The following is a 23,819-nucleotide window of genomic DNA, read 5'->3' on the forward strand; positions in this document are numbered from 1 at the left end:
GGTTGAGCCTCCCTTTAGCCTCTCTAGTCTAGGGCTTTCAGTATGTCCGGGACGGGTTTCTACACGCGGCTGGAGGGATAATACGCGGCCACCTCCGTTCCCTGGGTTGTATCAGGATGGTTTGTGCCAGTGCTAGCCCACCCGCGTGGGGCTAGTTAAACTGTTCGCCCCACACCATGTAGTCGGGTGTTAAAAAGAGCTGAGTCGAAGAGACCGTGGAGGGGTGCACCGGGACTGGTCGAGCGTAGAAGACTACAGCTGCTAGCCCTGCTAGCGGGAGCACTAGTCGCGCCAGGACTTCTGGAGCCGCCTCTAGCCGGCGCCGAACTCACCCGGGTGCAGCTGGGGCTAGGGCGCCGAGTACTGCTCCTAGCCGACATGCATATCCACGGCAAACCCAACCACCTGGCCATAGAGGCCGCCAAGGCTACAAGACCCGACATCGTGGTGGTCGCCGGGGATACCTGGGACGAGCATAGCCCAGGCCTGGTCGCTGTCGAGGAGACCCTCAGAGAGATCCGGAGGTATACGTGCTGTGGAGTTGCAGTACTGGGCAACCACGAGGAATGGACTCGGGATAAGATAAGCATTGAAGAGGGGATACGTGTCCTCGAGGATACGGGCTATACAGTGCTCATTGACGCAGACGCCGAGATACTTGGTATCCGCATCGCCGGACTCCGATGGAGAGATAATCCAAGACACTACGAGGAGCCCCTCCACAAGCTAGCCCCAAAAGCCGACATAATTGTCTCCCATAGCCCCGACGCGTTCAACCACCTCCCAGGCTACACGAGGAGGCTCATCATGCTCTCGGGGCATACTCACGGGGGACAATGGTGCCTCCCAGGCGGCTACGCCCCCTTCACTAACAGCATCTACGGCTACCGGTGGGGCCTCTACCGCCGCGGCGAGGCAACACTGTACGTGAGCCGGGGCCTGGGCGAGATGATTCCGCCCAGGCTCTACTGCCGCTACCAGGCCGTGCTCCTCGAGTAACACCAGAGAGATTACTATGGCTCCATGAGCTAGGCCCGGGGCCTAGATGCAGGTGTTACCAACCCTCCCGGGGCTGGGGACCAGGGTATTGGCTGCTAGAGGCCAGGGCTTCACTGTGGAGGCCCAGCTGGGCCTAGTCCGGGTGCTCGCGCCGGGCGGTACCGTAGAGCCCGCTGTGGTCTACCGAGGCCGGGTCTACCCCCTAGGGGCTTGGGGTTACCGCGACGTACGGGAAGTCATGCTCGAGACCCAGCCGGAGGAGTTCGAGCGCCTAGCCCGCAGCGTCGCGTCCAGCGACCGGGGGCTCCCACTACACGGGGTACGGCTCGCAGCACCCGTGGACAAGCCGGGTAAGCTCGTGCTCGTGGGGCTCAACTACATGGACCACGCCCGCGAGGTAGGCATGAAGCCGCCTAGGGTTCCCGACCTCTTCACCAAGACCAGCAACGCTGTCATAGGGCCCGGCGACCCGATAATCCTCCACGACCCGGGGCTCCGGGTAGACGCCGAAGCCGAGCTAGCAGCCGTCATAGGGCTACCAGGCCGCAGCCTAGAGCCCGAAGAGGCGCTCGACGTCGTATGGGGGTACACATGCCTCAATGACGTCTCGGCGAGGACAGAGCAGCTCCTATCCGGCGCCACACAGTGGTGGAGAGGCAAGAGCCGTGACACCTACGCGCCGATAGGCCCCGTGATAGTGCCCAGGAGCCTCCTAGACCCGGTGCAGGGGCTCCGCCTAAGGCTAGTCATCTCCGGCGAAACCCTCCAAGACGGCACCACCCGGGACATGATCCACAGCGTCGCCGTGCTAGTCTCCTACACGAGCAGGGGTACCCTCCTAGAACCCGGCGACGTAATAGCCACCGGCACCCCCGCCGGAGTAGGCCACGCCCGCAGCCCGCCACGCTACCTAAAACCCGGCGACACAGTCACTGTGTGCGTCGAGTCCATAGGCTGTATAGAAAACCCCGTAGTAGCCGACACGTAAACAGTATGGAGTCGATGTCTAAACTCTTTCATTGGTCCCGGTTTTCCGGACCATCTGTCATCTCAACAGGGGGTTCTTCTCAACTATAAGATACTGCTGAGCAGCGTCTTACGTAGCCTACGATGGAGAATGGATGAGAGTTCCGGAGCAGGCCCCGGACGCGGTCGTAGAGATAGGATCCGGGTTACAGCCTATCAGTCCGGCGCTATTCTTGCTCGTTGCGGAGGCTTATCAGACCTAAGGCTGCCTTCTGCTTACACTCTGTACATAGGTAGAGCTTGTCTATAGCCGCTTGTGGGGCTCCTGCAGCGCGTAGCCGGGCTTCCACGGTCTTTATCATCCGTAGTGGGCCTACTGGCTTGCCGCATACCCGGCAGCGAGCTACTTCCTCCCGGTGCAGGATTATACCGTCTCTGGCTAGTATGCCGGGGTCTACAGTGTAGCTTACTGTGATGGCGTCCTCGGGACAGGCTTCGACGCATAGCATGCAGGGCGCGCAGCGGTCCGGGTAGAAGACAAGCCTAGAGCCTTCCTCGTCCTCGACGAGGCCTAAAGCTGCTGTGGGGCAGGTATTCGCACAGGCGCCGCAAAGAGTACACCGGTCTGGATCCACGGTGGCGAGGCCGAGTAGTGGCGTAGACGTCTCGACCCGAGTCTCCGGTAGCCGGGCCTTGAGGGCCTCGACAGCTGCTCTCCAGACAGCACGGCTCTCAACAGATACGGATCCTAGATGAGGCTCCGCCTGGAGGGCCTTGAGGAGTTCGCCTGACCCGGGGGCGAAGACGGGTTTCACCCGAGTGAGCCGGGCGTAGTCCGCCACCACGGTCTCCAGGTACTTCTCAAACGCTTCTACGCCGCAGCTCTTCACAGCGCCGCTGCTGCAAGCGTAGACCGGCGTTAAGCCAGCACCCCATGCCGCTAGGAGGAGACGCAGACCGGCCTGCCCAGGACATGTAAGCGGGAGGAACACTGTACGCGGGAGTCCATCGACGCTCCTCAGCGCATCGAGCATCCCGGCCGCGTCGTTGCGGCATAGGAGGACGAGGTAGCCGGGGCCCTGGGCTCCTAGCAGCCCTATGTATCTCCACGCGGGGTCATCGCCTGCAGCAGCGTGCTCGAGTATGCCAACAGGGCAGAAGCTTGTGCAGAGCCCGCAGCCCGTGCACCGGTATGGGTCGGCACGCGGCGGCTTACCGTCGAGCGCGTTGTATGGGCAGGCCTCAAGGCATAGCCTGCAGTTCCCGAGCCTACTGCAGGCCTCCGGCTCGGTGACGATGGGCGTGTCTACGGCCTGGAAGACGGCGACAGGGCCGCTGCGTAGCAGATCGCGCCTAGCCAGCTTCTTGCCGGTGGAGGCGCGTAGCCCGGCCTCGCCTGGCCGTAGCCACTCGATGAGCGATACACGGGCTGCCACGGCAGCTTCTAGCGTGACGCCCGCCAGCCGGGCTTCTAGCGTGTCGAGGCCCCATACGAGGAGGCTATTGCCGCCGCCCCTGTCGAGAATCCTCCAGGCCTCCTCTGCTGCCCGCCAGGCACCCTCACCCACTATGAGTACTTTCCTGCCCTCCTCTGCCGCCTGGGCCGCCTTCTCAGCTGCGTCGTCCAAGCTGCTAGAGCTTGTTGCGCCAGCCACATGAACTCCGGGAAGCGACACGACTAACGTAGCCAAGGGACTTGCTCTCCTCCCTAGCGTCTCCTGGGGCCCTCCGCTAGATATAGGCTGGCTAAGAGCCTGCTAGGGGGTTATAACCGAGGCTGCGGCACGGCTCCCTCAAGCACTCCCGGACAATGTATACATGGTGTCTCTTTGGTGCGGAGTAAGCCTTAACTATAGCATTCATTATTCCAATAATTATTGAGAGTGATCGAGAGTTAGAAATAAATCCACTTGCATACTAATCTTCAAAAATCCTCCATGGGGATTGGTTCGTCTTGAGTCTCGAGGCAGGCGCAAAAACCACTTATGATATCAAAGTATTAACCGAGAACGCTATACTGATAGACCGTGACGTCATTGTCGACATATACACCGGTTTTGAGAAAGTCTTACGGTTCGTTGGTGGCCTCCTCTACACAGCTTCAAAGAGAGCCGGCAAGTTAACTGCTGAGAGACTGGAAAAGAAGGGGATCCTCAATAGGGAGAATGCTCTAGATCTACTCTTTTGGAGCTTTACTGCAGCTGGCTATGCTGACCGGGTTGAGATAGTAGACGTTAAGATGGGTAAGAAGGATACTGAGGTGGAGCTCCGGCTTATAGGCACGCTGCTCGGGTCTAGATTGAAGGGCCGGAAGAGGCCGGTTGACCAGCCCCTAGCGGGCTATATAGCTGGTTGGCTCGAACATGTCTACGGTCATAGAGTTGATGCACGTGAAACTAAGTGTGCAGCTAAGGGCGACGACAGTTGTATCTTTAACGTAAAGATACACGGGAGAGTTGGCGAGCTAGCGAAAGCTGTTGGCCGGATATACAAACGAACCGAGCATACACATTCCCTTATAGGTTGATGCCTAGTCCATCGACGGGGATTATGACTCTTCGGGGGAGTTTCTTTCCTCTCGCCTTTTCCTGGAGCTCCTGAAGGCTTTCGCGGGACAGATGCATTGTTACGAGTATGGCATCACTCTTCATGATGCTTCTGTAGGCTAGCGTTTGCTCCACGGTGTGGTGCCCAGACTCTCGCGCAACCTCGGCTAGGTTGCTCGGTATCGTGGTCTCCACAGCTGCGAGCGCTACCCGTTTCACAGCCTCCTCTACAGCCTTAGTTGGCGCTGTGTCACCGCTGTAGTAGAGCAGTGGCTTCCCGTCCTCGTAGACTATAGCGCCATAGCTGGTGATCGAGTGTTGGCCCTCCACGGGCTCTATCTCCAGCGTAGCGCCGGGGCTCCACCTTCCCCTGGGTTCTACCCCGATTAGGCTGCTACACGACTCGCGGTAGACGCGGGGAAGCCTAGGGAGGAGAGTGCCTAGAGCCTCGCCTGCTACCGGTGATGCTGCTACAATGCGTGGTGGCTTGCACTGCTCCGCCGCAGCGTAGACTGCTATGTCAAATAGTCCGCTCCAGTGGTCGATGTGTAGGTGCGTTATGTAGACGTAGTCGATCTCGCAGACACTGTACCCGGCCTCCTGGAGCTTCTGGCCGCAGCCGGGTCCCGCGTCAAGTAGTATCCGGACTTCACCATTGTCTACTAGGATACAGTTCTCAGCCCTCCCTGGTGGCGCCCCCGAGCCACCCGTGCCGAGGAAGACGATGTACATGGCGCTGGCGACCCAAGGCCCTAGGAGCCTGGGGCTCTAGGCTATTTAGTATGCCCCTATCCTGACTCTCAGCGCTTTTAACCCCCGTTTACGGTAGACATGTAGCTCGACGGGATACCAGTATAGCGCCACGGGCACAAGCGTGGTGGAATCCTTGGCACCGCCAAGCCTGCTGGGTCTGCAGCAGCTAGGCCCCGTAGAAGCCGCGCTCGCTATGAGCCTACTCGCCGCCGTTGCAACTACTGTGGGCGGGCTCGCTGCTCTCCCCCTGGGAGGGCGGAGGCTCGACCCACGGATACTAGACGCTGGTCTCGGGTTCAGCAGCGGCGTGATGACTGTAGCTAGCTTTACGAGCCTACTCCTCCCCGCTATAGAGTCTGCTGGACAGCCGTGGACTCCTCTTCTCGGCTTCGTAGCTGGTGCTGCCGTTATCGCTGTTGTCCATCGGCTCTTACCGCACGAGCACGTACTGCTCGACCGCTACGAGGGCCCGGAGTGGGGCCGGAGGAAGCTCCGCGCAGCATGGCTTGTAGCAGTAGCGATACTCATCCATAACCTGCCAGAGGGCATGGCTATAGGCGCTGCCTCGGCGTACAGTGTCGAGAAGGGCATAGCTACCGGGCTCGCTATAGCCCTGCAAGACGTGCCCGAGGGGCTCGCAGTAGCTATGCCGGTCCTCCTCGCTACTGGGAACATGCTCGCCGCCTTGGGGCTCAGTGCTCTCAGCGGCCTCTGCGAGGTAGCCACCGCCGTACCCACGGCCCTACTCGGCGAGGCCGCAGCCACCCATTTGCCCGTGATACTGGGCTTCGGGGCCGGTGCCATGGTCTACGTGGTCAGCCACGAGGCGCTTCCAGAGAGCCACCGTAGCGGACACGAGGACGTGGCTACCCTGGGCTACTTCCTAGGATTCATAGTTATGCTGATACTGGACACCACGATCTAGCCCTAGGGCTGGGGAGGTCAGTCTAGAGCCTGGCCGGGATGCAGGACGCCCCATCACGGCTGCACGGATGAAGCCATCAGGGATATCGGGTTACAGTCCGAACATACCATTCCAAAACAGAATACTCTAACACATGCAAAGGCTCTTCTAAGAGCCAAGGGATCCGACATTCTTAATTCGCCGTCCGCGAGCCCGGCTGCATGCCCTCCTGGGAGTAGGTGCCAGAGTTGAACCGGGTCGACGAGCTGCGGCTGCGCCTCGAGGCTGTCGAACTGCTCCGGCTGCTTCGCCGCTGGTGGAGTCTCAGGGAGCTAGAGGAGATAACGGGGCTTCCACGCGGGGTCCTCGCCCACTACGTCTCTGGAAACCGTGTGCCAAGCGAAGGCCAGGCCCAGCTGATAGTCGAGCGTGTTCTCGAGAGGCTCCCGCCTAGTAGGCTTCTAGGCGAGAAGGTACGCGGCCAACAAGAGATGCTGGACCTCCAGGAGCTCGTACTGGACCCGCTTGTGCTGCGACTCGCCTCACTCTGGGCATCCAGGCGCTACCGGGGCCGCGTCACCAAGGTCCTCGCCGCCGAGACAGCTGGTGTACCCCTGGCTACGGCTATAGCACTCAGCCTCAACGCAGACCTCGTGCTCGCCCGGAGAAGCCGGGAGAATCCCTACCGGGACTACCTCCGCGGCGAGGCGGGAGAGCCCCCGTTCAACGTCAAGGTGTTCTACGTGACTGCGGGGAGCCTCGAGAGAGGCGACCACGTCCTCCTTGTAGACGATCTCGCCCGGAGTGGCGCGACCCTAGAGGCTCTCGCCAAGATAGTACATGCCGCCGGTGCTGAGCCCGTAGCCGCGATGGTGCTTATCGCTCTTGGCAGGGAGTGGCGCCGCCGCCTAGCCGCGCTGGTACCCGAGGCTGTGGCGCTACTGGAGCTAGGCTAGCCCCGTGAGCCGCCCCTGGGCCGCCTCAGCTCCGCTAGCCACTCGGGGGGCCTCAGCAGCCAACACCACTAGGAGCACAGCCGCCAGGGCCGCCCTCACCCAGCCGGCGAGCGGGCACACCCCTACGAGGCTGCAGGCCGGAAGGGTCCACGCGGCGAGGAGCCAGTAGACGAGGCTCCGCCAGGCCCCGCTACACCCCTCACACACCCGGGCAGCACCGCCACGAGAGCCGCGCCCACGACGAGCAGGCTGGCAGCCCTAGAGCCGGGCACAGCCCACACCCCCTCGGGGGCGCTGGACCGGTTGCCCGGGGACCCAGCACAGGAAGCTGCCCACCACAGCCAAGGTGTAGCTCTGCTCCGCCAGGGCCTCTCAACCGTGTGATTGTCTATGAACCCCGCCGCGCCGGTGACCAGGGACCATCAGGGCGGCGTGCCGCTGACTTGCTCTACTGGGTCCCCCTCTACGCCCCTGGTTCTCTCAGGGCTGCCCCGGGCTACCGCCGCTAACGGAGTTACGTAGCCCGTAGGCCCTGGCTCTCCGGGGGCAGCAGGCCGGAGGCAACGGGGGCTGATGACCCCTCTTCCCCCGGTCATGTGTGGGCGTGGCCCCTGTGCCGGGTGGTGCCCGTTCTCCGGGGTTTCTGTTGTTCCTCTGCTGGCTGCTTGGTGCTGCCTGGTTCTCCGAGTAGTGTCCCCTTGACGTGTTCTAGGAATGCTTCTAGGCTAGGGTCTTCTAGGGGTCTTACCTCTCCTCCTACGTGCCGGTGGTGCGGGTAGGTCTCCACCTCTGGGTGGTGCGGGGCGTTATCCCATCCCTCTATGGTTTCTCCGCTCTGGCTGAGCCAGTAGTAGCTGTAGGCTATCACCTTGTCGCCCCGGCGGATCTGGCGTAGGTGGAGCTTTGAGCCGTCTACTAGTGCTGCTGTGGCCTTTTCCACTACTATGTCTCCCCTTACGGTGAGTTCAAGCCTCTCTAGCCTCGCTACTATGCCCCGGTACCTCTCCAAGAGCTTTTCTAAGTAGCTGGCGTAGCTCACCTATCTCCTCCTCTAGGCTCTTCTTGGCCTCGTGGAGGAACCTCCACTCGATCCAGGCCTCGTGCGCCTCAAGGCTATCATCCATGGCTTTCTCGAACTCCTCCAGGTCTGTGCCGTACCTCCTGCGTAGCTTTTCCAGCTCGGCTTCGACCTCGCGTAGCTCCCTCTCGGCCTCGGCTAGGCGCCTCCGGATAGCCTCGACCAGTGATGAGCGTAGGAGGCCCGGGTACCTCCGCTGCAGCTCCTCGGCAACAGCGCCTAGAGACACGGTGTCTGCCCCCGGGTACCTGGATGGGGATACGCGCCCTACTGTATATATATAGTATATAGTTAGTATAACCTTCGTATAACCACGCAGCCCTGCACTGTTCTAGGCAGGCCTCTGTCTTCTAGGTGAAGGCTTCGACGCGTTCATCTGCTATCCTGTGGACCATCTGTGCAAACTCGTCTTCGTGTATCCCGGTTTCGTCCACGTGTAGCCTCCAGCCCCCGGGCCCCGAAAGCAGCTGAAAGGTTCTCGAAGCAGCCCGCGGAGAGGTTACCAATGCCGACCATTGTGTTGCCTTGTTCTAGCAGCCTGCCGGCCAAGCCGGTTGCCTGATGAACCCCGCCGCGCCAGCGGCCACGGCCATCAAAGGGGCCGGGGCTCTGTACCCGCCCTAGGGGTCTCCTCCCCATCAGGCTTCTCCGCGGCGCATGGCCACGGGGCGGGGCTCCTAGAGTAGGCCCCTCTCCCGCTTCCTCCTCAGCTCCTGCCCCCGCCAGGCCAGCAGCCCAATGCTGGCGTACAGCATCACCACGCCAACGAAGGCCAGCACCCGAGGTGTGTACGGGAGCAAGCCCCGCTCGACGAGATACCTATACACCCTTGTGCACGATGGTAACCCCGAGGAAGTACATCACACTGCAGTGTACGCGGCTACCCCTCCTACACTTCCTGAACGCGTCATACTAGCCAACAAGGGAAAACACTGTCAAAACTACATAGCTAATGTGGCTATCGATGGAGAGCGCTACGGAGGCATAGAGTCCGGCGCCGGGCCACTCCGCGACACCACCCGTGAATAAAGCCGCGCACTGTGAACCAGCTCTCTACGCATCTCTGCGGCAAGCATCTAGCACCCGTCTATATGGCCTACACAGCTATTGTACAGGACCCAGGGCCCGCGGCTGCAGCCTACGAGCCGCGCCCTCCACGGCCTGCCGGCAAAGCCTCGCAGCCTCGCGCACAACATAGACGAATACGGCGCCGCCGAGAATAAGCAGCGCGAGCCCCACGGCAACAGCCCTGCCGTCGGAGCCGGCGCCGCCGGCCAGCACGGTGAATAACCCAACGATCATGGCTGCGCCGCCAAGCCCCCAGAGGAAGGCGTGCCGGACGGGCTTCCTCCTCTCGTACCTGCAGGCTAGCAGCTACTCGAAACCGACCCCGTAAGCCCTCGCGCTATAGACCATAGACGCAGCAGCGAGCCCCAAGACAGCGGCGGGCGTAAGGGCCGCGAAGAGCCCCACTGAGACCGTTCTCGGCGCCCAGAGCAGCGGAGCAAACAAGACAGCCAGGACACCAGCCAGCCACAGCGCCCTCACCAGCCTACTCCCGCGCCACACGCCGGAGGCAAACACTCTGACAAGCGCCTCAACAAGCAAGACAACCACAAGTACCACACCAGCGTAATCCACCACCGCCTAGCCACCCCCATCATGTCTTCAAAGCCTTGTACAACATGTAGACAAAGACGCCGTCAATGCACAGAGATTACGACCGGGCCCTAGGGTACCAGACCGTAGTCGATGCTAGCAGCCCTGCAGGCAGAGAGCACCGCAAACGCCCCGTCACTCCCCGCAGGTAGCATGCCCGCCTACCGCCACCGCGGCACTCCCGATGGAAGAGCACTACTGCAACAAGCCATAGCAGTGCGTGAACGAGGTCGGAGGATATGCCACATTCATCTATGAAACCACCTCCGATGAACTACATGCTAGCCGCTGTGCGGCTTTTGCGTCTGCGATTCTACTCTTGGCCTCCTCACGCGTATCCTGCACTCCTCTATGTCTCTCATCAGCAGCTTATAGGCTGCAGAGGAGCCTCCAGCGACAAGCAGCAGCGAGGCCACGGTCAGCAGGATGTAGTCCCTGGCCTCCAGGGCTGGGCGTTTTAGATACACTATGGGCGGGATCAGCGCGCCGCCCACCGCCAGCGTAGACGCGGACACCACCGCTACGAGCCTCAGGAAGGCCCTAATGTCTAGAGCCGAGCACGCTACCAGCTCCTCGAAGCTGAGCCCCCTCCTAGCCGAGAGCCACAAGTAGACCCCCAGGACAGCGAACCCCGTCATGGAGCCCACAGCGGGGAAGACAGCCTCGGGGGGCCCCAGCCCTGGCGCTGAAGAGCAGCGAAGATCCACGCAGCAGAACTAGCGGCAAGGCCAGCAAGCCCCACGAGATACCAGACCCTCGCCCTCCGCTCAATCCCTAAAACAATAAGCAAGCTAAACAAAACACTAAAGACTATCAGCACAAATCTAGTAGCCGAAAGCATAGGTTAACACCCTAGACACTATCACTTTGGAATTCTAAACATTATGAAGCAAATAAAAGAGTCTATCTAGCTGCACTTGTCCTTCCGATTCAAGGTTCATAATATTCCTGGAGCCGGGTCTTGCAAGGCTCCTCCCTTAGGGCCTCCAGCGGGCTCTAGCTACTTTCAACAGCTCAGACACTCCAAGCACGACTCCAATGGCAAGAAATATCCCCGAGAGTTTAGTCAAGGGAACGCAACAAGACAGCCCGAAGACTCCAAGAAGTACTAATACAACAGCCCTGATAATCCTGATATACATATATCTCTCTACAATATTTTTAGGCATAAACATTAGCGCAAGGAACGTGAAAAGGATGAATGATTTAATGTTATATGACCACAAACTGTAAAGAGCACCAGTTGCGGCTACCATAAACAGCATACATGAAAGCACTCTCTGAAATCTGTATGAGTGCATATTATGAACCCCCTTGATGACCGTAGTTAATCCTTATATTCCTTATATTCACCGTTAACTATAGAGTTACTTAAATTCAATTCAATTTATTATAAGATAAAAAATGTCGTATCGTGCTATGCATGATTACTAGAGATCACAACATGACTGATAACCTATGCAGCAACAACATTCTACACATGCAAATATAACGCCAGCACCGCTGTATAACGCTGCAAGTACTGCCTCACTAGACACTCCAAATACCTCTGCAAGGCATGCTATAAGACCTGCACCAGCAGTTACTATTGCACAGCCGATGACAGCGCCTAGCGCAGCTCCACATAGTATACAGTAGAGTATGCATGATAGATCCCCATCAAGTACTATTGCTAGTCCGGCTGCGGACTTATTGTATGCCTTTAGCTTCTTTTCTACTAGTTTTGCAAGGGTGTCTAGCTCCTTAGCTATTTTATTCCACAACCATTTTGTCTCCTTAGTATCGCTAGCGGCCACCTTCTTCAGAGTCTTTGCCAGTATGGCATAGTGCTGCGAGAGCGTTGTCTCGTTCGCTATGAATACCATGTCTGCTATTGGCTGGGTCTTTTCCGGTATGGGTGCTATGTTTGCTGCCGTCATGAAGAGCTTATATTCGCCTGTCTCGGGGTCCGTTATAATCTTTGTAGCAATTGTCACGTTGTAGCTGTCGTGTTCCGCCCTGTATAGCAGCAGGTAGTACTGGTAGCTAAAGGTCTCATTGTATAGGGTTACCTCTATGAGCTTGAGATCTCTGCTAGTTGTATTGTACTCGTAGAGCGTCTCAAAGGCTACGCTGAGGTTAGCTGACTGCAGTGGACATGTTGTGGTGGACTCGGTACAGCTTGTACAAGGTGTTATGTTTGTTAGGTCGATGTAGTTGTTTATCTCTGTTATGTTTAGTTGTAGCCTGTTGCGGTTGTCTAGCCATGCTAGTATGGCTCTTTTTACGAGGAGTTGGCTTGTGTCTGGGGTTAGAGCGTGTGCTGCTGGGGCTAGTGCGGGGGGTAGCTGTGGTAGTAGGAGTAGCGGTATGAGCAGCACTAGTGCTGTCTTCTTGAGGGTGCTGTTATTGGTATTCTGGATGGAGTGCCCCGTCACTCCAGGGGCACCTCCTTCTTCTCTGGCAGGCTGCTAGTAGTTGCTGCACTCCTTATTGTACAAGACTGACCGTTGAGGAATATATCCATGTAGCGTAGGGGCTATAACATGTATCGAGATATAGACCGGGGATCAATTTATATTATGCATGGTCTATAGCTTTTCAGCATGTATTAACGTTACACTGCTTCTCCGGGGCTTAGGCCTAATAGGCTTTGGCCCCCGGCGGCCTCCCGGGGGATGGTGTAGGCGCCTTGCCGAGGATTGTCGAGGAGCAGGCGGCCCGCGTAGCGGTGGCCATAATGCGGGCTGTGGGCAGCTACAGGCCCGATGCGTTTACGGACCCGCGCTACTACCCCGACGTGGGCAGCGACCCGGAGACTGTGGCGCGGTATTTCCTCGTCATGGTGGCTATGGATCACCGTCTCTCGAGGCCTGGCCGCCCCTACGAGGCGGTGGTTGAGGGGGAGAGGTTCCACGGCGCTGATCTCCTCTACAGGCTTGGCCGACTGATGCTAGACCGCGACCCGGGCTTCTATAGCCCCGAGAGGCTAGCACGAGTGACCGTCGAGGATGTGAAGCGCTGGTTATGCGTGGGCAACGTTTGCCCGCCGGACCCCGAGGCGAGGACAGCGCTACTCCGTGACCTGGGCTCTAAGCTCCAGAGGCTCTACGGGGGCAGCGCCACCAGGCTCCTAGAGGAGAGTAGAGGGATGCTCCACACCTGGGACCCCGCAGGCCCGGGGCTAGTGGAGAGGCTAAGGGTCTTCGAGGCCTACGGTGACCCGGTGGAGAAGAAGCCGATGCTGCTCGCCAAGTTCCTGGAGAGGCGGGGGCTGCTAGAGATACGTGACCCGTGGAACAAGAGGGTCCCCGTGGACAATCATCTCACCCGTATAGCTCTCCGTCTGGGCCTAGTGGAGCTCGAGCCCAGCCTACAGAGAAAGGTCGAGGAGCAGACGGATACGACGCCCTGGGAGGACGTACTAATCCGCACAGCGGTACGGGAGGCCTGGCATCTAGTAGCCCGGTACGCAGGCGTAGACGAGTTTATCCTCGACGACCTCCTCTGGACCATGGGGAGGAAGCTCTGCATACACGACAGGCCGCGCTGCACAGGCTGCCAGGGCCACGAAATGTGTAGCCAGGGCGAGTGTATCTTCCGCAATGTGTGCCCTACAGGGCTGGGTCTGAGGAGACCATTGGAGGAGCATAGGTTCCTAAACACCTGGTGGTACTAGCCCCTACGGGGCCGGTGAGGACCAGCTCTTTGGCTACCACTGTAGCCCTGCGACCCCGGGCGATGACGAGTCCTGGCCTTACCGAGGCCCACAGTATATACCCCATGCTCGTATTGCATGTGGTGTGTCAGCTTCATGATGCACTGCACCAAGAAGGGTGTAAGCTAGGGTTTACCATGCTATTGTTATTCCCAGCTTTGAGGCCACGTAGGCTAGGTCCCTATCACCCGTGGCTATAGGCGCTCTATGCTTCTGCGCTAGCACTATCACTGTTGAGTCTACTATGCTTAGCCTCCTTCTCTTCAGACCAGGGTCCTCCGCATCACGGAGTAGACTGTCCCCCTTATGCTTTATCTCGGCCGCTTTCACCCAGTCGATTAGGTCCAGGTTCTCTACCCTGAAGTACCGGGTTAGGAAGGTCACGACCTCCTCTAGCGACGTAAGGACGGGTATCCTGCCTCTACGCCAGTGGACGATATACTCGTAAGCCACTGTCACCGGTAGCAGCCCCACTATACGTCCTCTCCTAACGTCTTGGAGTAGCTGTGACGCTTTTTCGCCCAACTCCCCGAAAGCCATTGCTAGGAGCACGTAGGTGTCTACTATGACCTTTCTAGGCTTCTCTTCCTCCACCACGCCTCCTCCTCTCCATCGAGTTCCTCCTCGGCTGCTTCTGCCGAGCCTCTGCAGCAGCCCCAGACACGCTCCCAGAGATCTAGGGGCCGGAGCACTATCTCTCCATCCCTGGTCTCCACTTCTAGTAAAGAGCCCTCCACGAGGTGTAGGGCCTCCCGTACCGCCTTAGGCAGCACTATGACCCCTTTCCTGCCTACGCGGACAACTAGGCCCACTGGTCGCACCGATAGGTTAGACTATAGGGTCCTCCATATAGGTTTGACCCGGGGAGCTCCACGGCCCCAGCTAGGGGCACCAGGTACCGCTATGCCGCACTTGGCGTGAGTCCTTTGTGCCGTATCGCGTGTCTTCGTTGCGACAATATCGTCCCCTGGCGCTGATGCCCTCTGGAGTCCGCTACACACCAGTATCTGTACCCAGGCTTGCCAGGAGGCTGGGCTACTGCCTCCAATGGTATGCCGAAGCAGGAGTGTTGCCCCGGCTCTAGGCCTCCCCGCAGGCTGCATAAAGTGCTGACACGGGTGCTGCTACGGCTGGTGCTCTGGGGGTTGGCTCCGCGAGGCCGCGGGCTGGTAGTCTACATGAGTGATTTTGGGTGGCGTGATCCCTACGTGGGGATAGTCAAGGGTGTAATAGAGTCGATCGGCATGGGGAGGATAAGAGTAATTGATCTAACACACGATATTGCCGTGTTTAGCGTGATCTCGGGGGCCTACGTGCTCTATACGAGCTACCGGTACTACCCGCCCGGCACCGTGTTCCTAGCCGTGGTAGACCCGGGCGTGGGGACCGAGAGGAAGCCGGTCGCAATAGAGACTCGGAACTACTACTTCGTTGGCCCAGATAACGGGCTCCTCTACCCAGCCGCAGCTGAGGACGGGATACTCCGCGTCCACGTGCTCGACAACGAGGCCGTTTACCGGAAGCCCGTCTCCATGAGCTTCCACGGCCGCGACATCTTCTCCCCTGCTGCTGCGCTGCTAGCTCTCGGAGTCGGGATAGAGGCCCTAGGGAGCCCCATGGAGCCCGGGGAGCTGGTGAAGCTCAGCCTCCGCAAGCAATGCAGTGGGACCGAGGAGGAAATAGAGGCTGAGGTGGTCTACATAGACCGGTTCGGGAACGCAGCGCTCGGCCTGGAACGGGGCTGCCTCAACACGCTCTGCCGCTGGGGCGAGGTAGAGGTTGTATCGGGGAAGAGGAAGAGAAGAGCCCGCTGCCTACCAGTCTTCAGCCACGCTGAACCCGGCGAGCTAGTATTCTACATGAACAGCCTCGGGTTCCCGGAGCTAGCAGTAAACCTGGGCAGCGCCGCGGAGGAGCTTGGGCTCCAGGTGGGCAGCCGGGTGGTAATGCGCCCAGTCCAGGCCAAGGAGAAGCCTTAGAGCCCAGCAAACCCCCGGGTACCGGGGCGGGGACAGCCGAGGCGAGGAGACGTGGCAGGCAGTATAGACGGCCTCCTGGAGAAGCTCCGGGGCCTCGGGCTAGAAGCTGCACCAGAGGATGGCCGGCTACGTATACGCGGCGGGCGGGGCTTCAGCCTAGCAGACCTACCCCGGGAACTCCTAGAGGAGCTAAAGACCTTCGAGGAGATAGTCGTGGAGGCGCCGGAGGGCTACTACTTCTACTTCAGAAGAAAGGATGTCGAGAAGCTGCTCGAGATAAAGAATGGCTAGCCGGCGGAGACTACGCGGGCTTTTAGCAGCCTTGCTAGCAGGCCCGTATAGTCTAGCAGCCTCATGCTCTTAGCACTCTTCGTGTCGTATATGACTGCTTCTACCCCTAGCCGGCGTAGCTCTGCCGCAAGGGCCACAAGGTCGTCCTCGATGCTATCCGATAGGGGTACGTTGGCCCTGCCATCGGTGACCAGGTGGAGCACGATACGTGCACCCGGCCTCTTTAGCCGGAATAGCCGAGCCAGCCTGGCCGCCTCTAGTAGTGCCGCGGGGAGCGGAGTAGAACCCCCTACAGCTATGCCGTCTATAGCTTCTATGAGTCTTCTATAGCTGCGTGTAGGCTGTACTATCGTCTGGGCGCTGCTGCCCTGGAAGGCTATGAGGGCTGGCCAGGCTCGCTCAACGTAGCTGCTACGGGCTAGTCCCTCGGCTATAGCCTTCGCCGCAGCGAGCCGATTCTCAGCGTACATGCTGCCACTGGCATCTAGCAGGATTATGTGTAGGCTCTGAGGCTTCTCACGCCGCAGCCTAACCCGGACATCCCAGTGAGTCGGTTTTGCAGCTCCGCGCTGTAGTGCCGCACGGAGAGTCGCATAGAGGTCTACATCCCATGCTTCTAGCCCGCGGAGGGGCGGCATAGAGTCTACAGGGTATCCTTGTGCACCGGGGCGTAGCCGGTAGCTGCGCCTTCCATGCCCTAGGCTTCGCCGTTTGCCTCCCAGTCTGCTCGGCGGAGACATCGGGAACAATGAGGCCTGGGGCTCGGCATTAACGTCGCCGAGCCGGGCTAGAGGCCTCATGCTGGACGATGCTCCCCCACCACCTATCTCAGCGCCCCCGCCTGGCTCTCCGCCGCTATTGCCGCCTCCCCCTGTGCCGCTGGCAGCCACTTGCTCGCCGCCGTGCTGTGCCCCTGCCTCGGCGCTTCTACTGCCCTGGGGCTCTGGCTTGTCTTCCACATGGAGCTGGTCTAGTTGTTGGAGGAGCTTCTGCAGCTTTTGCTCAGGGTTCTCGAAGGGGTGTGAACGTAGCCTATGCGGCAGCGCTAGCTCCATAGCCCTCTTGACGTCGTCGAGCGATACTCTCTCGCGGCCGTCTAGTGCTGCTAGAGCCCTGGCCGTGCGTACGACTGTTATCTCGGCCCTATGGGTTCTTATCCCGAGCTTGACCACGGTCTCTGCTATGAGGCGTAGGAGGCTCCGCGGCATCTCAACCCTCGACAGTAGCTCGCGAGCCCGGATTATCCTCTGGCGTAGCTTCTCCTCGCTCTCCTCGAACCGCTTCATAAAGCCTATCGGGTCACGGTGGAACTCCTCGACCCTCTCTACTATCAGCATCCTCTCCTCCGGGTCCTGGGAGGCCATGACCTCTACGTAGAGGCCGAAACGGTCTAGGAGCTGAGGCCTTAGCTCGCCCTCTTCCGGGTTCATGCTGCCGACTAGTATGAAGCGAGCTGGGTGCCGGACCGAGAACCCTTCCCTCTCCACGGTGTTCCAGCCGGTGGCCGCGGCGTCCAGTATAATGTCGGCTATGTAGTCGTCGAGGAGGTTAACCTCGTCTATGTAGAGTATATTCCGGTTAGCCTCTGCCAGCAGCCCAGGCTTGAAGACGACGCGGCCCTCTCGCAGCGCGGCCTCGACATCGATGCTCCCGACGAGCCTATCAACGCTTATGCTTAGTGGCAGGTCTATGACCCTCATAGGCCTCCATTCTATCTCCGGCTTCTCACCACGTAGCCAGGCCTCGTAGTGGGTGTCGCACATCTCCCTGGGATCGAAGGGGTTGCAGCCGTAGGGGCACCCCTTGACAACAGGTATCTCCGGCAAGACCTGGGCTAGGCTGCGGACGAGCGTGGTCTTCCCCGTGCCCTTATCGCCTACTAGCAGTACGCCGCCTATACCGGGGTCTACTGCTGCTGCTAGTAGCGCCGTCTTAGCCTTCTCCATCCCGACTATAGCGGTGAACGGGAAGTATATCCTCCTAGCCCGCCTAGCGTCCATGCGTTCCGCTCACCTTCCGGGCTAGCTTGAGTGATGTGCGTATCCACTTGAGTGCCTCTCCGGCTGCCCGGCTAGCCTCCGTCCAGGCGGGGACGTCGCTGCTCGTGTAGACCCAAACCTCACCGGCCTGGGCCATACCGGAGGAGAACTCGCCCTCCAGGAGCGACTCGACCTCGATCCGCGCCCTCTGGAGCACCCTGAGGGCCTCGGGGCTGGGCCTCCATAGCCCTCTCTCGGCCGCCTCGAGGAGGCGGCGGGTTATCTCCTCGAGCGCATAGGGGTTGTTCTCCCTCAACCACCTCCGGTTATCCTCGTCGCCCAGGTACGTCAGTGTTATCTGGTCCCATACCTTGTCCGGGACCGCTCGGGTCGTCGCGTGCCACCCGTAGAGGTTCTGTATCTTCTTCATAGCCTCGGCTGCGCCGCGATAGCCATGCCTCTTCATGGCCTCGATCCAGCGGGGGTTCAGAATCTTGGCGTAGGCGACCCGCAATAGCTCGTCCCGCATCTCCCGGAGCCGGGGGCGGAGGGGCTCGCGGGTATCCATGACGAAGTTTAGCGGGTCACGTCCCCTAACAGTCTTGACGAGGACGTGCATACCGCCCTGGTAGGCAAAGTAACAGCAGCAATTGATGGGATCATGCTCATCGCTCATATGGTTCCTAGCTACTACGTCTATCCTAGAGGCTTGGAGAACCAGCGCCCTAGCCGCCGCGGGCGAAGTCTCTCCTCGTAGCCTCCGGGTATAGGGGTGGGCGCTCCACTGGAGCCACGTCCTAGCCAGGTCCTCCTCGCTACGCCACGCAGATGCGAATATCGCGTAGTTCACCCCGGCACCATAGGCGCCCGGCGGGGCGCTCCACACACGTACACGTGCTAGCTCCCTTGCCTCGTCCTCTGTTGCGCCACTCTCGCGGAGCTTCTCGAGGAACTCGAGGTAGTGGCGGCGCGGATAGTTCAGCTCAGGAGGCTCATCCAGCGCTACAACCTTCTCCACTGCCTCGTCTATCAGGCTTATGTAGTTGGGCAGTGTGTCACGGACAATACCGCTTATACGCACAGTCACGTCTATCCTTGGCCGCCCCAGCTCCCGGAGCGGTATGACCTCTACGCCTCTCACCCTGCCACTAGCATCCCAGACTGGCCGGACACCAAGCAGGTAGAGTATTCGGGCAAGCTGCTCACCGTCAGCCTTATAGGCGTCTATACTCCAGAGAACCTCCCCCACAGTCTCCGGATAGCGGCCTAGCCTCCTCCGGGCCTCTTCGAGGAGTTGCCTAGCAGTCTCGACTCCGAGCCTCCAGGCCGCCCGGGTCGGGACACCAGTAGGGTCCACTGCGTAGAAGTTCCGGCCCGTCGGGAGCACGTCTATCTTGCCGCGGGTCAGCGAGCCTGAGGGACCTGGCTCGACGTAGCCGCCCGAGAGGCCAGTAAGCAACCCCTCCATTTCGTGGCGGCCGCTACTTCTATAGAGCCTTGCGAGTACAAGCGCCTTCCTGAAAGCCTCTAGAGTCTCTGGCTTCAAGGCCTTATGCCCCCTCCCGCGCAGAATCAACAACAATGCCTTGCAGGAGCTCGGGCGTGAGTTTCTCGGGCTCAACTCCCATGGATATGAGCTTCTCAAGCGTCTTAACGGCTATTCGGTGGAGTACTTCCCGGGCCTTCCTGTTGCTGACGCCGAGCCTCTTGCAGAACCCGCTTGGTTCTACTAGGATGCTGTCATAGTCTACGCCTAGTATGTCAGCTACAGCCCTCTCTATCGACACCCACTCACCCGTATCAGAAGCCATTACCGCTGCTACATGCTCTGCGAGCTTCCTAGGCTCACTAGGGGTCTCACCGAAGACGTGGAGCCCGTTCTCGACAGCGCTAGCCCGTACAGCCGTGAGGAGATCGTGGAGCCGGTCAACGGTCCTCTCGGGGCTCCCCTGCCCCACGTCGAGGCCGCGTTTACGCGCCTCCTCGAGTATCTGCTCGTACACTATCTTTGCACGCGCCTCCTCGCCGAGGCTCCTGGCTCGGCTATACTCCTCGAGTAGCCTATCGAGCTCCTCGAGAGCAGCATCAGCCTTCATGAAGGGCGGGTGGACGTGATCCACTATGACGCTGTAGCCCCTCCTCTTAGCTATAACACCCTCCATGGGGTTCGACACGACGTAGATGTAGAGGAAGGGAACATCGTCTATACTTATTTCGGGCCAGCAGCTTGGCGACAGCCCCACGCCCTTGCCGGGCCGGAACTCGAGGGTTCCATGGGTCCCGACGTGTAGTATGAGGTCGGCGCGGAAGACCCGGGTTACCCACCTGTATGCGGCTAGCCACTGGTGGGGAGGCGGTATACGCGGGTTATGGAGTATCTTACAGACCCTCCCGTCGCATGCTGCGCCGGCGCAGCCGAACTTGGGCTGGGGCATCACGACTACGTTGCCGAAGCGTAGCCCGGGTATGACGAACTTGCCGTCGTAGACTGCGCCGGCGAATATGCGCTGGACCTTGCCGGACAGTATGTCGCGGGGGTCACCCCACCACTTTAGCATCTCACGACGAGCCTGCTCCGGGAGCTCCATGAACCATTCCATGTAAGTCTCTAGGTCCACCATGCCTACGTAGCCGCCTCGCCGGACGATCTCCTCTACTGGTGTCCAGCGAAACTCGCTCGTAGCCCTCTTCTGGAGCATGAGCTCTACGAGCTCCTGGCCGTTAGTGGGGAGCCTGTCGCTGCCGAGATCGTAGCCTAGGCTGCGGAGCCGGACTAGGAGCCGGGCCACACTCTCTGGCGCGTCTAGCCCAAGGCCCATCCCTATGGAGGCCTCGACTTGCCGGCACGGCGGGTTGTTGAGCACTATGGCTACTCGTCGCTCGCCCGGCTTCTTCCTGCGGAGGGCTACCCAGCGCTTCACCCTCCTAGCTACGAGCCTCATATGGGGGTGGTAGGGCTTGTAGAGCTTGTAGTCCTCAACCCTAACAGAGGTACTAGCCAGTATGGGCTCTATTGCGCCATCAACCTCAGGCATCACGACCTCGTATACCTGCGTGAGGTAGCTAACGCCTTGAGGATTCGACAGCCACTCGTTCTCGTCCTGGTAGAACTCGCGGATAGGCTTGAACACGGGGACTCCTAGGCGCTGGAGCAGCTCGACCCCATGAGCCACCCTAAACCTGTCGTTGACGCTCATGCGACTATATCTTCCGTGGTCTAGGAGGAAGAAGCTAAGCATGTCTATGAGCGCGTCTATCCGGGGCCCCCAAGGCCCGAGGAAGAAACGACGTATAGTGTCCTCGGCGCTCGGCTCACCGGTCAACTCGTTCCTATAACCTGTCGTGAAGACCGGGATTACACCCAGCCCCTCCGCTTCCAGCGCCTCTATGAGCGCTTCGAGGGGCTTACGGTTGCCGTACAACCATAGGCTGCGGTAGTAGAGTATACCAACGAGAGGGCGGCCGGCCATGCCGTAGCTGCGTAGATATTCGTCTACGTCCTCGTATACTCCGAGCCTTGGGTGCCATACACCGTGCCAGGGTAGCTCCTCTGGGGGCGGAGGCTCCTCTTCGACTATGCCTGCCAGGTATAAGAGGTAGAGGAGGAGACTGTGGATGTTCTCTTCGCCTCCTGCCTTGAAGTACATTATGACCGTGGATGCTGCTTCTTGGCTCCCGCGGGCTAGGTGTGCGTAGTTCTCCGATGCAGACACTATGAGCTGTGCACTGGACTCGGCTATAGCCTTCTCAACTTCTTCTGGGAGCGTATGAGTGTAAAGGAATACCACCTTGGACCTACGTATCGCCTCTACGTAGCTTGGCGCTGTATCGGGGGAGAGTATCTGAACGAACTGGCCAGCGCCGCCTAGCCTTGACTTGAGCTTACGTAGCAGAGCTATTACCGGGCTATGGTAGCCGATTATCAGCGTTACAAGCGTCAACCAGTGCGCCCTCCTCTTGGTGCACCGTACACTTCCGGAAAGTGCACACGTTTAAATACTTGCAGCGTAGCCGCCTCGGGTACACCTGGGAGACACCATGGAGGCCCCGAAGCTTGCCACAATACTGGTCATCGTACTCGCTGTAGGCGTAGCTATGGGCTACGTAGTGGCCAACACTTCCAGGGCTGGAGTACCCTCAACTAGTACAGCTGGGACGGTCACTGTAACGAGTACTGTCACCGAGACAAAGGCAGTAACGGAAACAGTCACCTCGATCCGAGAAGTCGTAAAGACGCGCCTATTCCGGCCCGAACTCGTAGCGGACATACTGGTGGCTGACAGAAGCTCACTCCCACCCAGCAGCTTCGTACAAGTAGATACGTGGAGGAGCCATGCACCATACACTCTGGTAGTCTTCTCCCCCGACTCTAGCATGTTCGCCGTAACCGTCACGAGGTACGTGGAGGACAAACCCGTTAGCGAAGTCCGCGTCTACACGATTTACGGCGAGGAGCTGTGGAGGTTTGAGACAGGGAGTGGTTACATCCGTTCACTAGCCTGGAGTAGCGACGGCAAGATACTCTTCGTTGGAGAGAACAGCATCGAAGGCACCCTGGTAGCCCTCGACGCCTCTACCGGCGAGCAGCTCTGGAGCTACAAGACTAGCAGCGAGCTCGGCACCAGCGACCCCAGCCAGCCGAGGTACTACTGGCCCACGATCTACAGTATAGAGTACAGCGACGGTAAAGTATACGCCTCTGCTTGCCGGACTGTGAAGAAGCCGAAGTACGGGAAGATATGTGCCATATACTGCTTTGACGCTAGGGATGGGAGCCTCGTCTGGAGGTACCCCAGGGAAGGCTTCATAGACACAATGGTGCCCGAGATAAAGCTGAGCCCCGACGGCCACTACCTCGCCGCAGCCACATGGTACTACAAGGGGGAGCAGTGGAAGGGCGGTGTCCTCCTTCTACTAGATACTACATCCGGCAGCCTTGTCGCCAGCTTTGACCCAGGTACCCGTAGCCCCTTCCGCTGGGCTGGTAGCTGGAGCGGCGTAGACTGGCTCGACGAGAAGCACATAGCCTACGTCCTAGACGATGGTAGGCTCTATGTGCTAGAGGCACCGAGCCTCAATACGGTAGAAGAGGTCGACGTGACATCCCCGCTGCCCGCGCTCGTGCTCCCCAGGAAGGCTAACACCACCGAGGAGGGCTATGTCTACGCCTTTAGCGGCTACAACAGGGTAGTAAAGACGCCTACCGGTCACACATTGCTGCTCGTGAGGACTAGCAATACATACGGAGTAACGGCTGCCGGTAAGAGCGCTAAACCAACCATCAATCATCCTGACGCGAACTCGATATTCATATACGAGTGGCGCGACGGAGGACTAGCATTCATCGCAAAGTACCCCTTGAGGGGCAAGCCGAGCTACGAGAACTGGGCCAGCTACTCCCCAGAGCATGGTCTACTCGCAGTCCCTGTAGGCCACGACTACGTAGCTAGAAGCACAATCTACACGGGCATCTACATACTGAACCTCACAGACATCAACGCTGTGAGGAGCGGCGAAGCGCTAGCGCTGACCATCAAACCTCCTGCTGATAGCGGCGTCGTCATCGGCGGCGGTATAAGCCCAGACGGCGCCAGAGTAGTAGCCATAACATACCCAGTTAACGCCGGTACTGCTGACAGTCCCGTATTCATCGGCGACTACCGTATCCTCATCTACGGGATAGACTAGAATCAGGCCATTTTCCTGGGGATGAGGACGGCTTGGCCCAGTCCACTCGCGTCACAGTATTTTTGCTAGTACTTCTCGCCACCTCCATTATCCCGGTCCCTGTATACGCCCATGCCCACAGCTGTAGCCCCCAAGTCGACATAGCCGTCGAGCTTCCACTGGGTCAGCAGCATCGGTACAACAGCTCCCTCGAGCTCCCTCTTCCGGGCCGCTACCTCTTCTGGCTGATCGTAGAGTCGAAAACGGGTAAGCCCGTTGAGTACCAGATTAGCATCGTGGTTGACGGCGATGCTCGCCTCGAGAGCCTCTCTGGCCCGCTTCAAG

The 23,819-nt window shown here is 59.4% G+C and carries 26 protein-coding genes; 10 read left to right on the plus strand and 16 right to left on the minus strand.

Annotated features, from left to right (window positions below):
* Positions 1-186: 186 nt before the first annotated feature.
* Entirely contained in the window at positions 187-999 is an 813-nt protein-coding gene (locus tag Pyrde_RS07075; RefSeq protein ID WP_055409420.1) for a metallophosphoesterase, read from the plus strand.
* Between the two features lie 88 nt (positions 1,000-1,087).
* The gene (locus tag Pyrde_RS07080; protein WP_055409421.1) at positions 1,088-1,987 is read left to right on the plus strand and encodes a fumarylacetoacetate hydrolase family protein; all 900 of its coding nucleotides are present in this window, start codon (positions 1,088-1,090) and stop codon (positions 1,985-1,987) included.
* A gap of 205 nt (positions 1,988-2,192) precedes the next feature.
* Here Pyrde_RS07080 and Pyrde_RS07085 read toward each other — a convergent pair whose 3' ends face one another.
* On the minus strand, positions 2,193-3,656 hold the full coding sequence (locus Pyrde_RS07085) for a 4Fe-4S binding protein (RefSeq protein ID WP_082419543.1): 1,464 nt from the start codon (positions 3,654-3,656) through the stop codon (positions 2,193-2,195).
* A 263-nt stretch (positions 3,657-3,919) separates the two neighbouring features.
* On the opposite strand from Pyrde_RS07085, the gene Pyrde_RS07090 reads away from it, so the two are divergent.
* Positions 3,920-4,492 carry a V4R domain-containing protein gene (locus Pyrde_RS07090; protein ID WP_055409425.1) on the plus strand — a complete coding sequence of 191 codons (573 nt, stop codon included), beginning with the start codon at positions 3,920-3,922 and terminating at the stop codon, positions 4,490-4,492.
* Here Pyrde_RS07090 and Pyrde_RS07095 read toward each other — a convergent pair.
* Complete coding sequence (locus Pyrde_RS07095) at positions 4,482-5,243, minus strand: MBL fold metallo-hydrolase (protein WP_055409427.1); 762 nt, start codon at positions 5,241-5,243, stop codon at positions 4,482-4,484. The two genes, Pyrde_RS07090 and Pyrde_RS07095, sit on opposite strands and share 11 nt — an antisense overlap.
* Positions 5,244-5,397: 154 nt before the next feature.
* On the opposite strand from Pyrde_RS07095, the gene Pyrde_RS07100 reads away from it, so the two are divergent.
* Both Pyrde_RS07100 and Pyrde_RS07105 read left to right on the plus strand, forming a co-directional pair.
* Positions 5,398-6,189 carry a ZIP family metal transporter gene (locus Pyrde_RS07100; protein WP_055409429.1) on the plus strand — a complete coding sequence of 264 codons (792 nt, stop codon included), beginning with the start codon at positions 5,398-5,400 and terminating at the stop codon, positions 6,187-6,189.
* A 227-nt stretch (positions 6,190-6,416) separates the two neighbouring features.
* Complete coding sequence (locus tag Pyrde_RS07105; protein ID WP_055409431.1) at positions 6,417-7,124, plus strand: phosphoribosyltransferase family protein; 708 nt, start codon at positions 6,417-6,419, stop codon at positions 7,122-7,124.
* Here Pyrde_RS07105 and Pyrde_RS07110 read toward each other — a convergent pair.
* The 4 genes from Pyrde_RS07110 to Pyrde_RS10705 all read right to left on the minus strand — a co-directional run bounded on the left by Pyrde_RS07110 (position 7,116) and on the right by Pyrde_RS10705 (position 8,708).
* A complete protein-coding gene (locus Pyrde_RS07110) occupies positions 7,116-7,331 on the minus strand; it encodes a hypothetical protein (protein WP_055409433.1) in 216 nt (71 codons plus the stop codon). The genes Pyrde_RS07105 and Pyrde_RS07110 overlap by 9 nt on opposite strands.
* Positions 7,332-7,716: 385 nt before the next feature.
* Positions 7,717-8,163, minus strand: coding sequence for a toxin-antitoxin system TumE family protein (locus tag Pyrde_RS07115; protein WP_143522162.1), 447 nt, complete (start codon positions 8,161-8,163; stop codon positions 7,717-7,719).
* Positions 8,090-8,431: a hypothetical protein gene (locus tag Pyrde_RS07120; protein ID WP_055409437.1), complete on the minus strand. Its 342-nt coding sequence runs from the start codon at positions 8,429-8,431 to the stop codon at positions 8,090-8,092. The genes Pyrde_RS07115 and Pyrde_RS07120 overlap by 74 nt, the downstream gene beginning before the upstream one ends.
* A 121-nt stretch (positions 8,432-8,552) precedes the next feature.
* Positions 8,553-8,708, minus strand: coding sequence for a hypothetical protein (locus Pyrde_RS10705; RefSeq protein WP_156328030.1), 156 nt, complete (start codon positions 8,706-8,708; stop codon positions 8,553-8,555).
* A 232-nt stretch (positions 8,709-8,940) separates the two neighbouring features.
* On the opposite strand from Pyrde_RS10705, the gene Pyrde_RS07125 reads away from it, so the two are divergent.
* The gene (locus tag Pyrde_RS07125) at positions 8,941-9,231 is read left to right on the plus strand and encodes a hypothetical protein (RefSeq protein ID WP_156328031.1); all 291 of its coding nucleotides are present in this window, start codon (positions 8,941-8,943) and stop codon (positions 9,229-9,231) included.
* Between the two features lie 75 nt (positions 9,232-9,306).
* Here Pyrde_RS07125 and Pyrde_RS07130 read toward each other — a convergent pair whose 3' ends face one another.
* The 4 genes from Pyrde_RS07130 to Pyrde_RS07155 all read right to left on the minus strand — a co-directional run bounded on the left by Pyrde_RS07130 (position 9,307) and on the right by Pyrde_RS07155 (position 12,278).
* Positions 9,307-9,504 carry a hypothetical protein gene (locus tag Pyrde_RS07130; protein WP_055409441.1) on the minus strand — a complete coding sequence of 66 codons (198 nt, stop codon included), beginning with the start codon at positions 9,502-9,504 and terminating at the stop codon, positions 9,307-9,309.
* Between the two features lie 72 nt (positions 9,505-9,576).
* Positions 9,577-9,843 carry a hypothetical protein gene (locus Pyrde_RS07135; protein WP_088171955.1) on the minus strand — a complete coding sequence of 89 codons (267 nt, stop codon included), beginning with the start codon at positions 9,841-9,843 and terminating at the stop codon, positions 9,577-9,579.
* Positions 9,844-10,142: 299 nt separating this feature from the next.
* Entirely contained in the window at positions 10,143-10,499 is a 357-nt protein-coding gene (locus Pyrde_RS07140; protein WP_055409447.1) for a hypothetical protein, read from the minus strand.
* Between the two features lie 792 nt (positions 10,500-11,291).
* Positions 11,292-12,278: a hypothetical protein gene (locus tag Pyrde_RS07155; protein WP_055409453.1), complete on the minus strand. Its 987-nt coding sequence runs from the start codon at positions 12,276-12,278 to the stop codon at positions 11,292-11,294.
* Positions 12,279-12,532: 254 nt separating this feature from the next.
* Between Pyrde_RS07155 and Pyrde_RS07160 the strand changes: the two genes are divergently transcribed.
* A complete protein-coding gene (locus Pyrde_RS07160; protein WP_055410847.1) occupies positions 12,533-13,519 on the plus strand; it encodes an N-glycosylase/DNA lyase in 987 nt (328 codons plus the stop codon).
* A gap of 171 nt (positions 13,520-13,690) precedes the next feature.
* Here the strand turns inward: Pyrde_RS07160 and Pyrde_RS07165 are convergent, their stop codons facing one another.
* Positions 13,691-14,155: a type II toxin-antitoxin system VapC family toxin gene (locus Pyrde_RS07165; RefSeq protein WP_156328032.1), complete on the minus strand. Its 465-nt coding sequence runs from the start codon at positions 14,153-14,155 to the stop codon at positions 13,691-13,693.
* Positions 14,122-14,370, minus strand: a complete 249-nt coding sequence (locus Pyrde_RS07170) for an AbrB/MazE/SpoVT family DNA-binding domain-containing protein (RefSeq protein WP_055409455.1) — start codon at positions 14,368-14,370, stop codon at positions 14,122-14,124. Before Pyrde_RS07170 ends, Pyrde_RS07165 begins: the two co-directional genes overlap by 34 nt.
* 333 nt (positions 14,371-14,703) lie before the next feature.
* Here Pyrde_RS07170 and Pyrde_RS07175 point away from each other — a divergent pair, with 333 nt between their 5' ends.
* Entirely contained in the window at positions 14,704-15,537 is an 834-nt protein-coding gene (locus Pyrde_RS07175; RefSeq protein ID WP_231656706.1) for an SAM hydrolase/SAM-dependent halogenase family protein, read from the plus strand.
* A 51-nt stretch (positions 15,538-15,588) separates the two neighbouring features.
* A complete protein-coding gene (locus Pyrde_RS07180; RefSeq protein ID WP_055409459.1) occupies positions 15,589-15,828 on the plus strand; it encodes a hypothetical protein in 240 nt (79 codons plus the stop codon).
* Here the strand turns inward: Pyrde_RS07180 and Pyrde_RS07185 are convergent.
* Genes Pyrde_RS07185 through Pyrde_RS10940 form a run of 3 tightly spaced genes read right to left on the minus strand, consistent with a single transcriptional unit; the run spans position 15,825 to position 21,748 of the window.
* On the minus strand, positions 15,825-17,828 hold the full coding sequence (locus tag Pyrde_RS07185; protein WP_055409461.1) for an ATP-binding protein: 2,004 nt from the start codon (positions 17,826-17,828) through the stop codon (positions 15,825-15,827). The genes Pyrde_RS07180 and Pyrde_RS07185 overlap by 4 nt on opposite strands.
* Positions 17,818-19,353, minus strand: coding sequence for a cobaltochelatase subunit CobN (locus Pyrde_RS10935; protein ID WP_055409463.1), 1,536 nt, complete (start codon positions 19,351-19,353; stop codon positions 17,818-17,820). The genes Pyrde_RS07185 and Pyrde_RS10935 overlap by 11 nt, the downstream gene beginning before the upstream one ends.
* Before the next feature lie 4 nt (positions 19,354-19,357).
* The gene (locus Pyrde_RS10940; protein ID WP_055409465.1) at positions 19,358-21,748 is read right to left on the minus strand and encodes a cobaltochelatase subunit CobN; all 2,391 of its coding nucleotides are present in this window, start codon (positions 21,746-21,748) and stop codon (positions 19,358-19,360) included.
* Positions 21,749-21,845: 97 nt separating this feature from the next.
* On the opposite strand from Pyrde_RS10940, the gene Pyrde_RS07200 reads away from it, so the two are divergent.
* A complete protein-coding gene (locus Pyrde_RS07200) occupies positions 21,846-23,495 on the plus strand; it encodes a WD40 repeat domain-containing protein (protein ID WP_055409467.1) in 1,650 nt (549 codons plus the stop codon).
* A gap of 65 nt (positions 23,496-23,560) precedes the next feature.
* Here the strand turns inward: Pyrde_RS07200 and Pyrde_RS07205 are convergent, their stop codons facing one another.
* Positions 23,561-23,818, minus strand: a complete 258-nt coding sequence (locus tag Pyrde_RS07205) for a hypothetical protein (protein WP_055409470.1) — start codon at positions 23,816-23,818, stop codon at positions 23,561-23,563.
* Position 23,819: the final 1 nt, after the last annotated feature.

Origin of the sequence: Pyrodictium delaneyi (assembly GCF_001412615.1) — an archaeon.
GTDB classification, from domain to species: Archaea; Thermoproteota; Thermoprotei_A; order Sulfolobales; family Pyrodictiaceae; genus Pyrodictium; species Pyrodictium delaneyi.

What these genes read in the sequence shown, in the direction of transcription:
- Pyrde_RS07200 (WP_055409467.1), top strand. Translation starts at nt 21,846, where the DNA reads ATGGAGGCCCCGAAGCTTGCCACAATACTGGTCATCGTACTCGCTGTA.
- Pyrde_RS07185 (WP_055409461.1), bottom strand. Translation starts at nt 17,828, where the DNA reads ATGGACGCTAGGCGGGCTAGGAGGATATACTTCCCGTTCACCGCTATA.
- Pyrde_RS07095 (WP_055409427.1), bottom strand. Translation starts at nt 5,243, where the DNA reads ATGTACATCGTCTTCCTCGGCACGGGTGGCTCGGGGGCGCCACCAGGG.
- Pyrde_RS07140 (WP_055409447.1), bottom strand. Translation starts at nt 10,499, where the DNA reads ATGACGGGGTTCGCTGTCCTGGGGGTCTACTTGTGGCTCTCGGCTAGG.
- Pyrde_RS07130 (WP_055409441.1), bottom strand. Translation starts at nt 9,504, where the DNA reads ATGATCGTTGGGTTATTCACCGTGCTGGCCGGCGGCGCCGGCTCCGAC.
- Pyrde_RS07125 (WP_156328031.1), top strand. Translation starts at nt 8,941, where the DNA reads ATGCTGGCGTACAGCATCACCACGCCAACGAAGGCCAGCACCCGAGGT.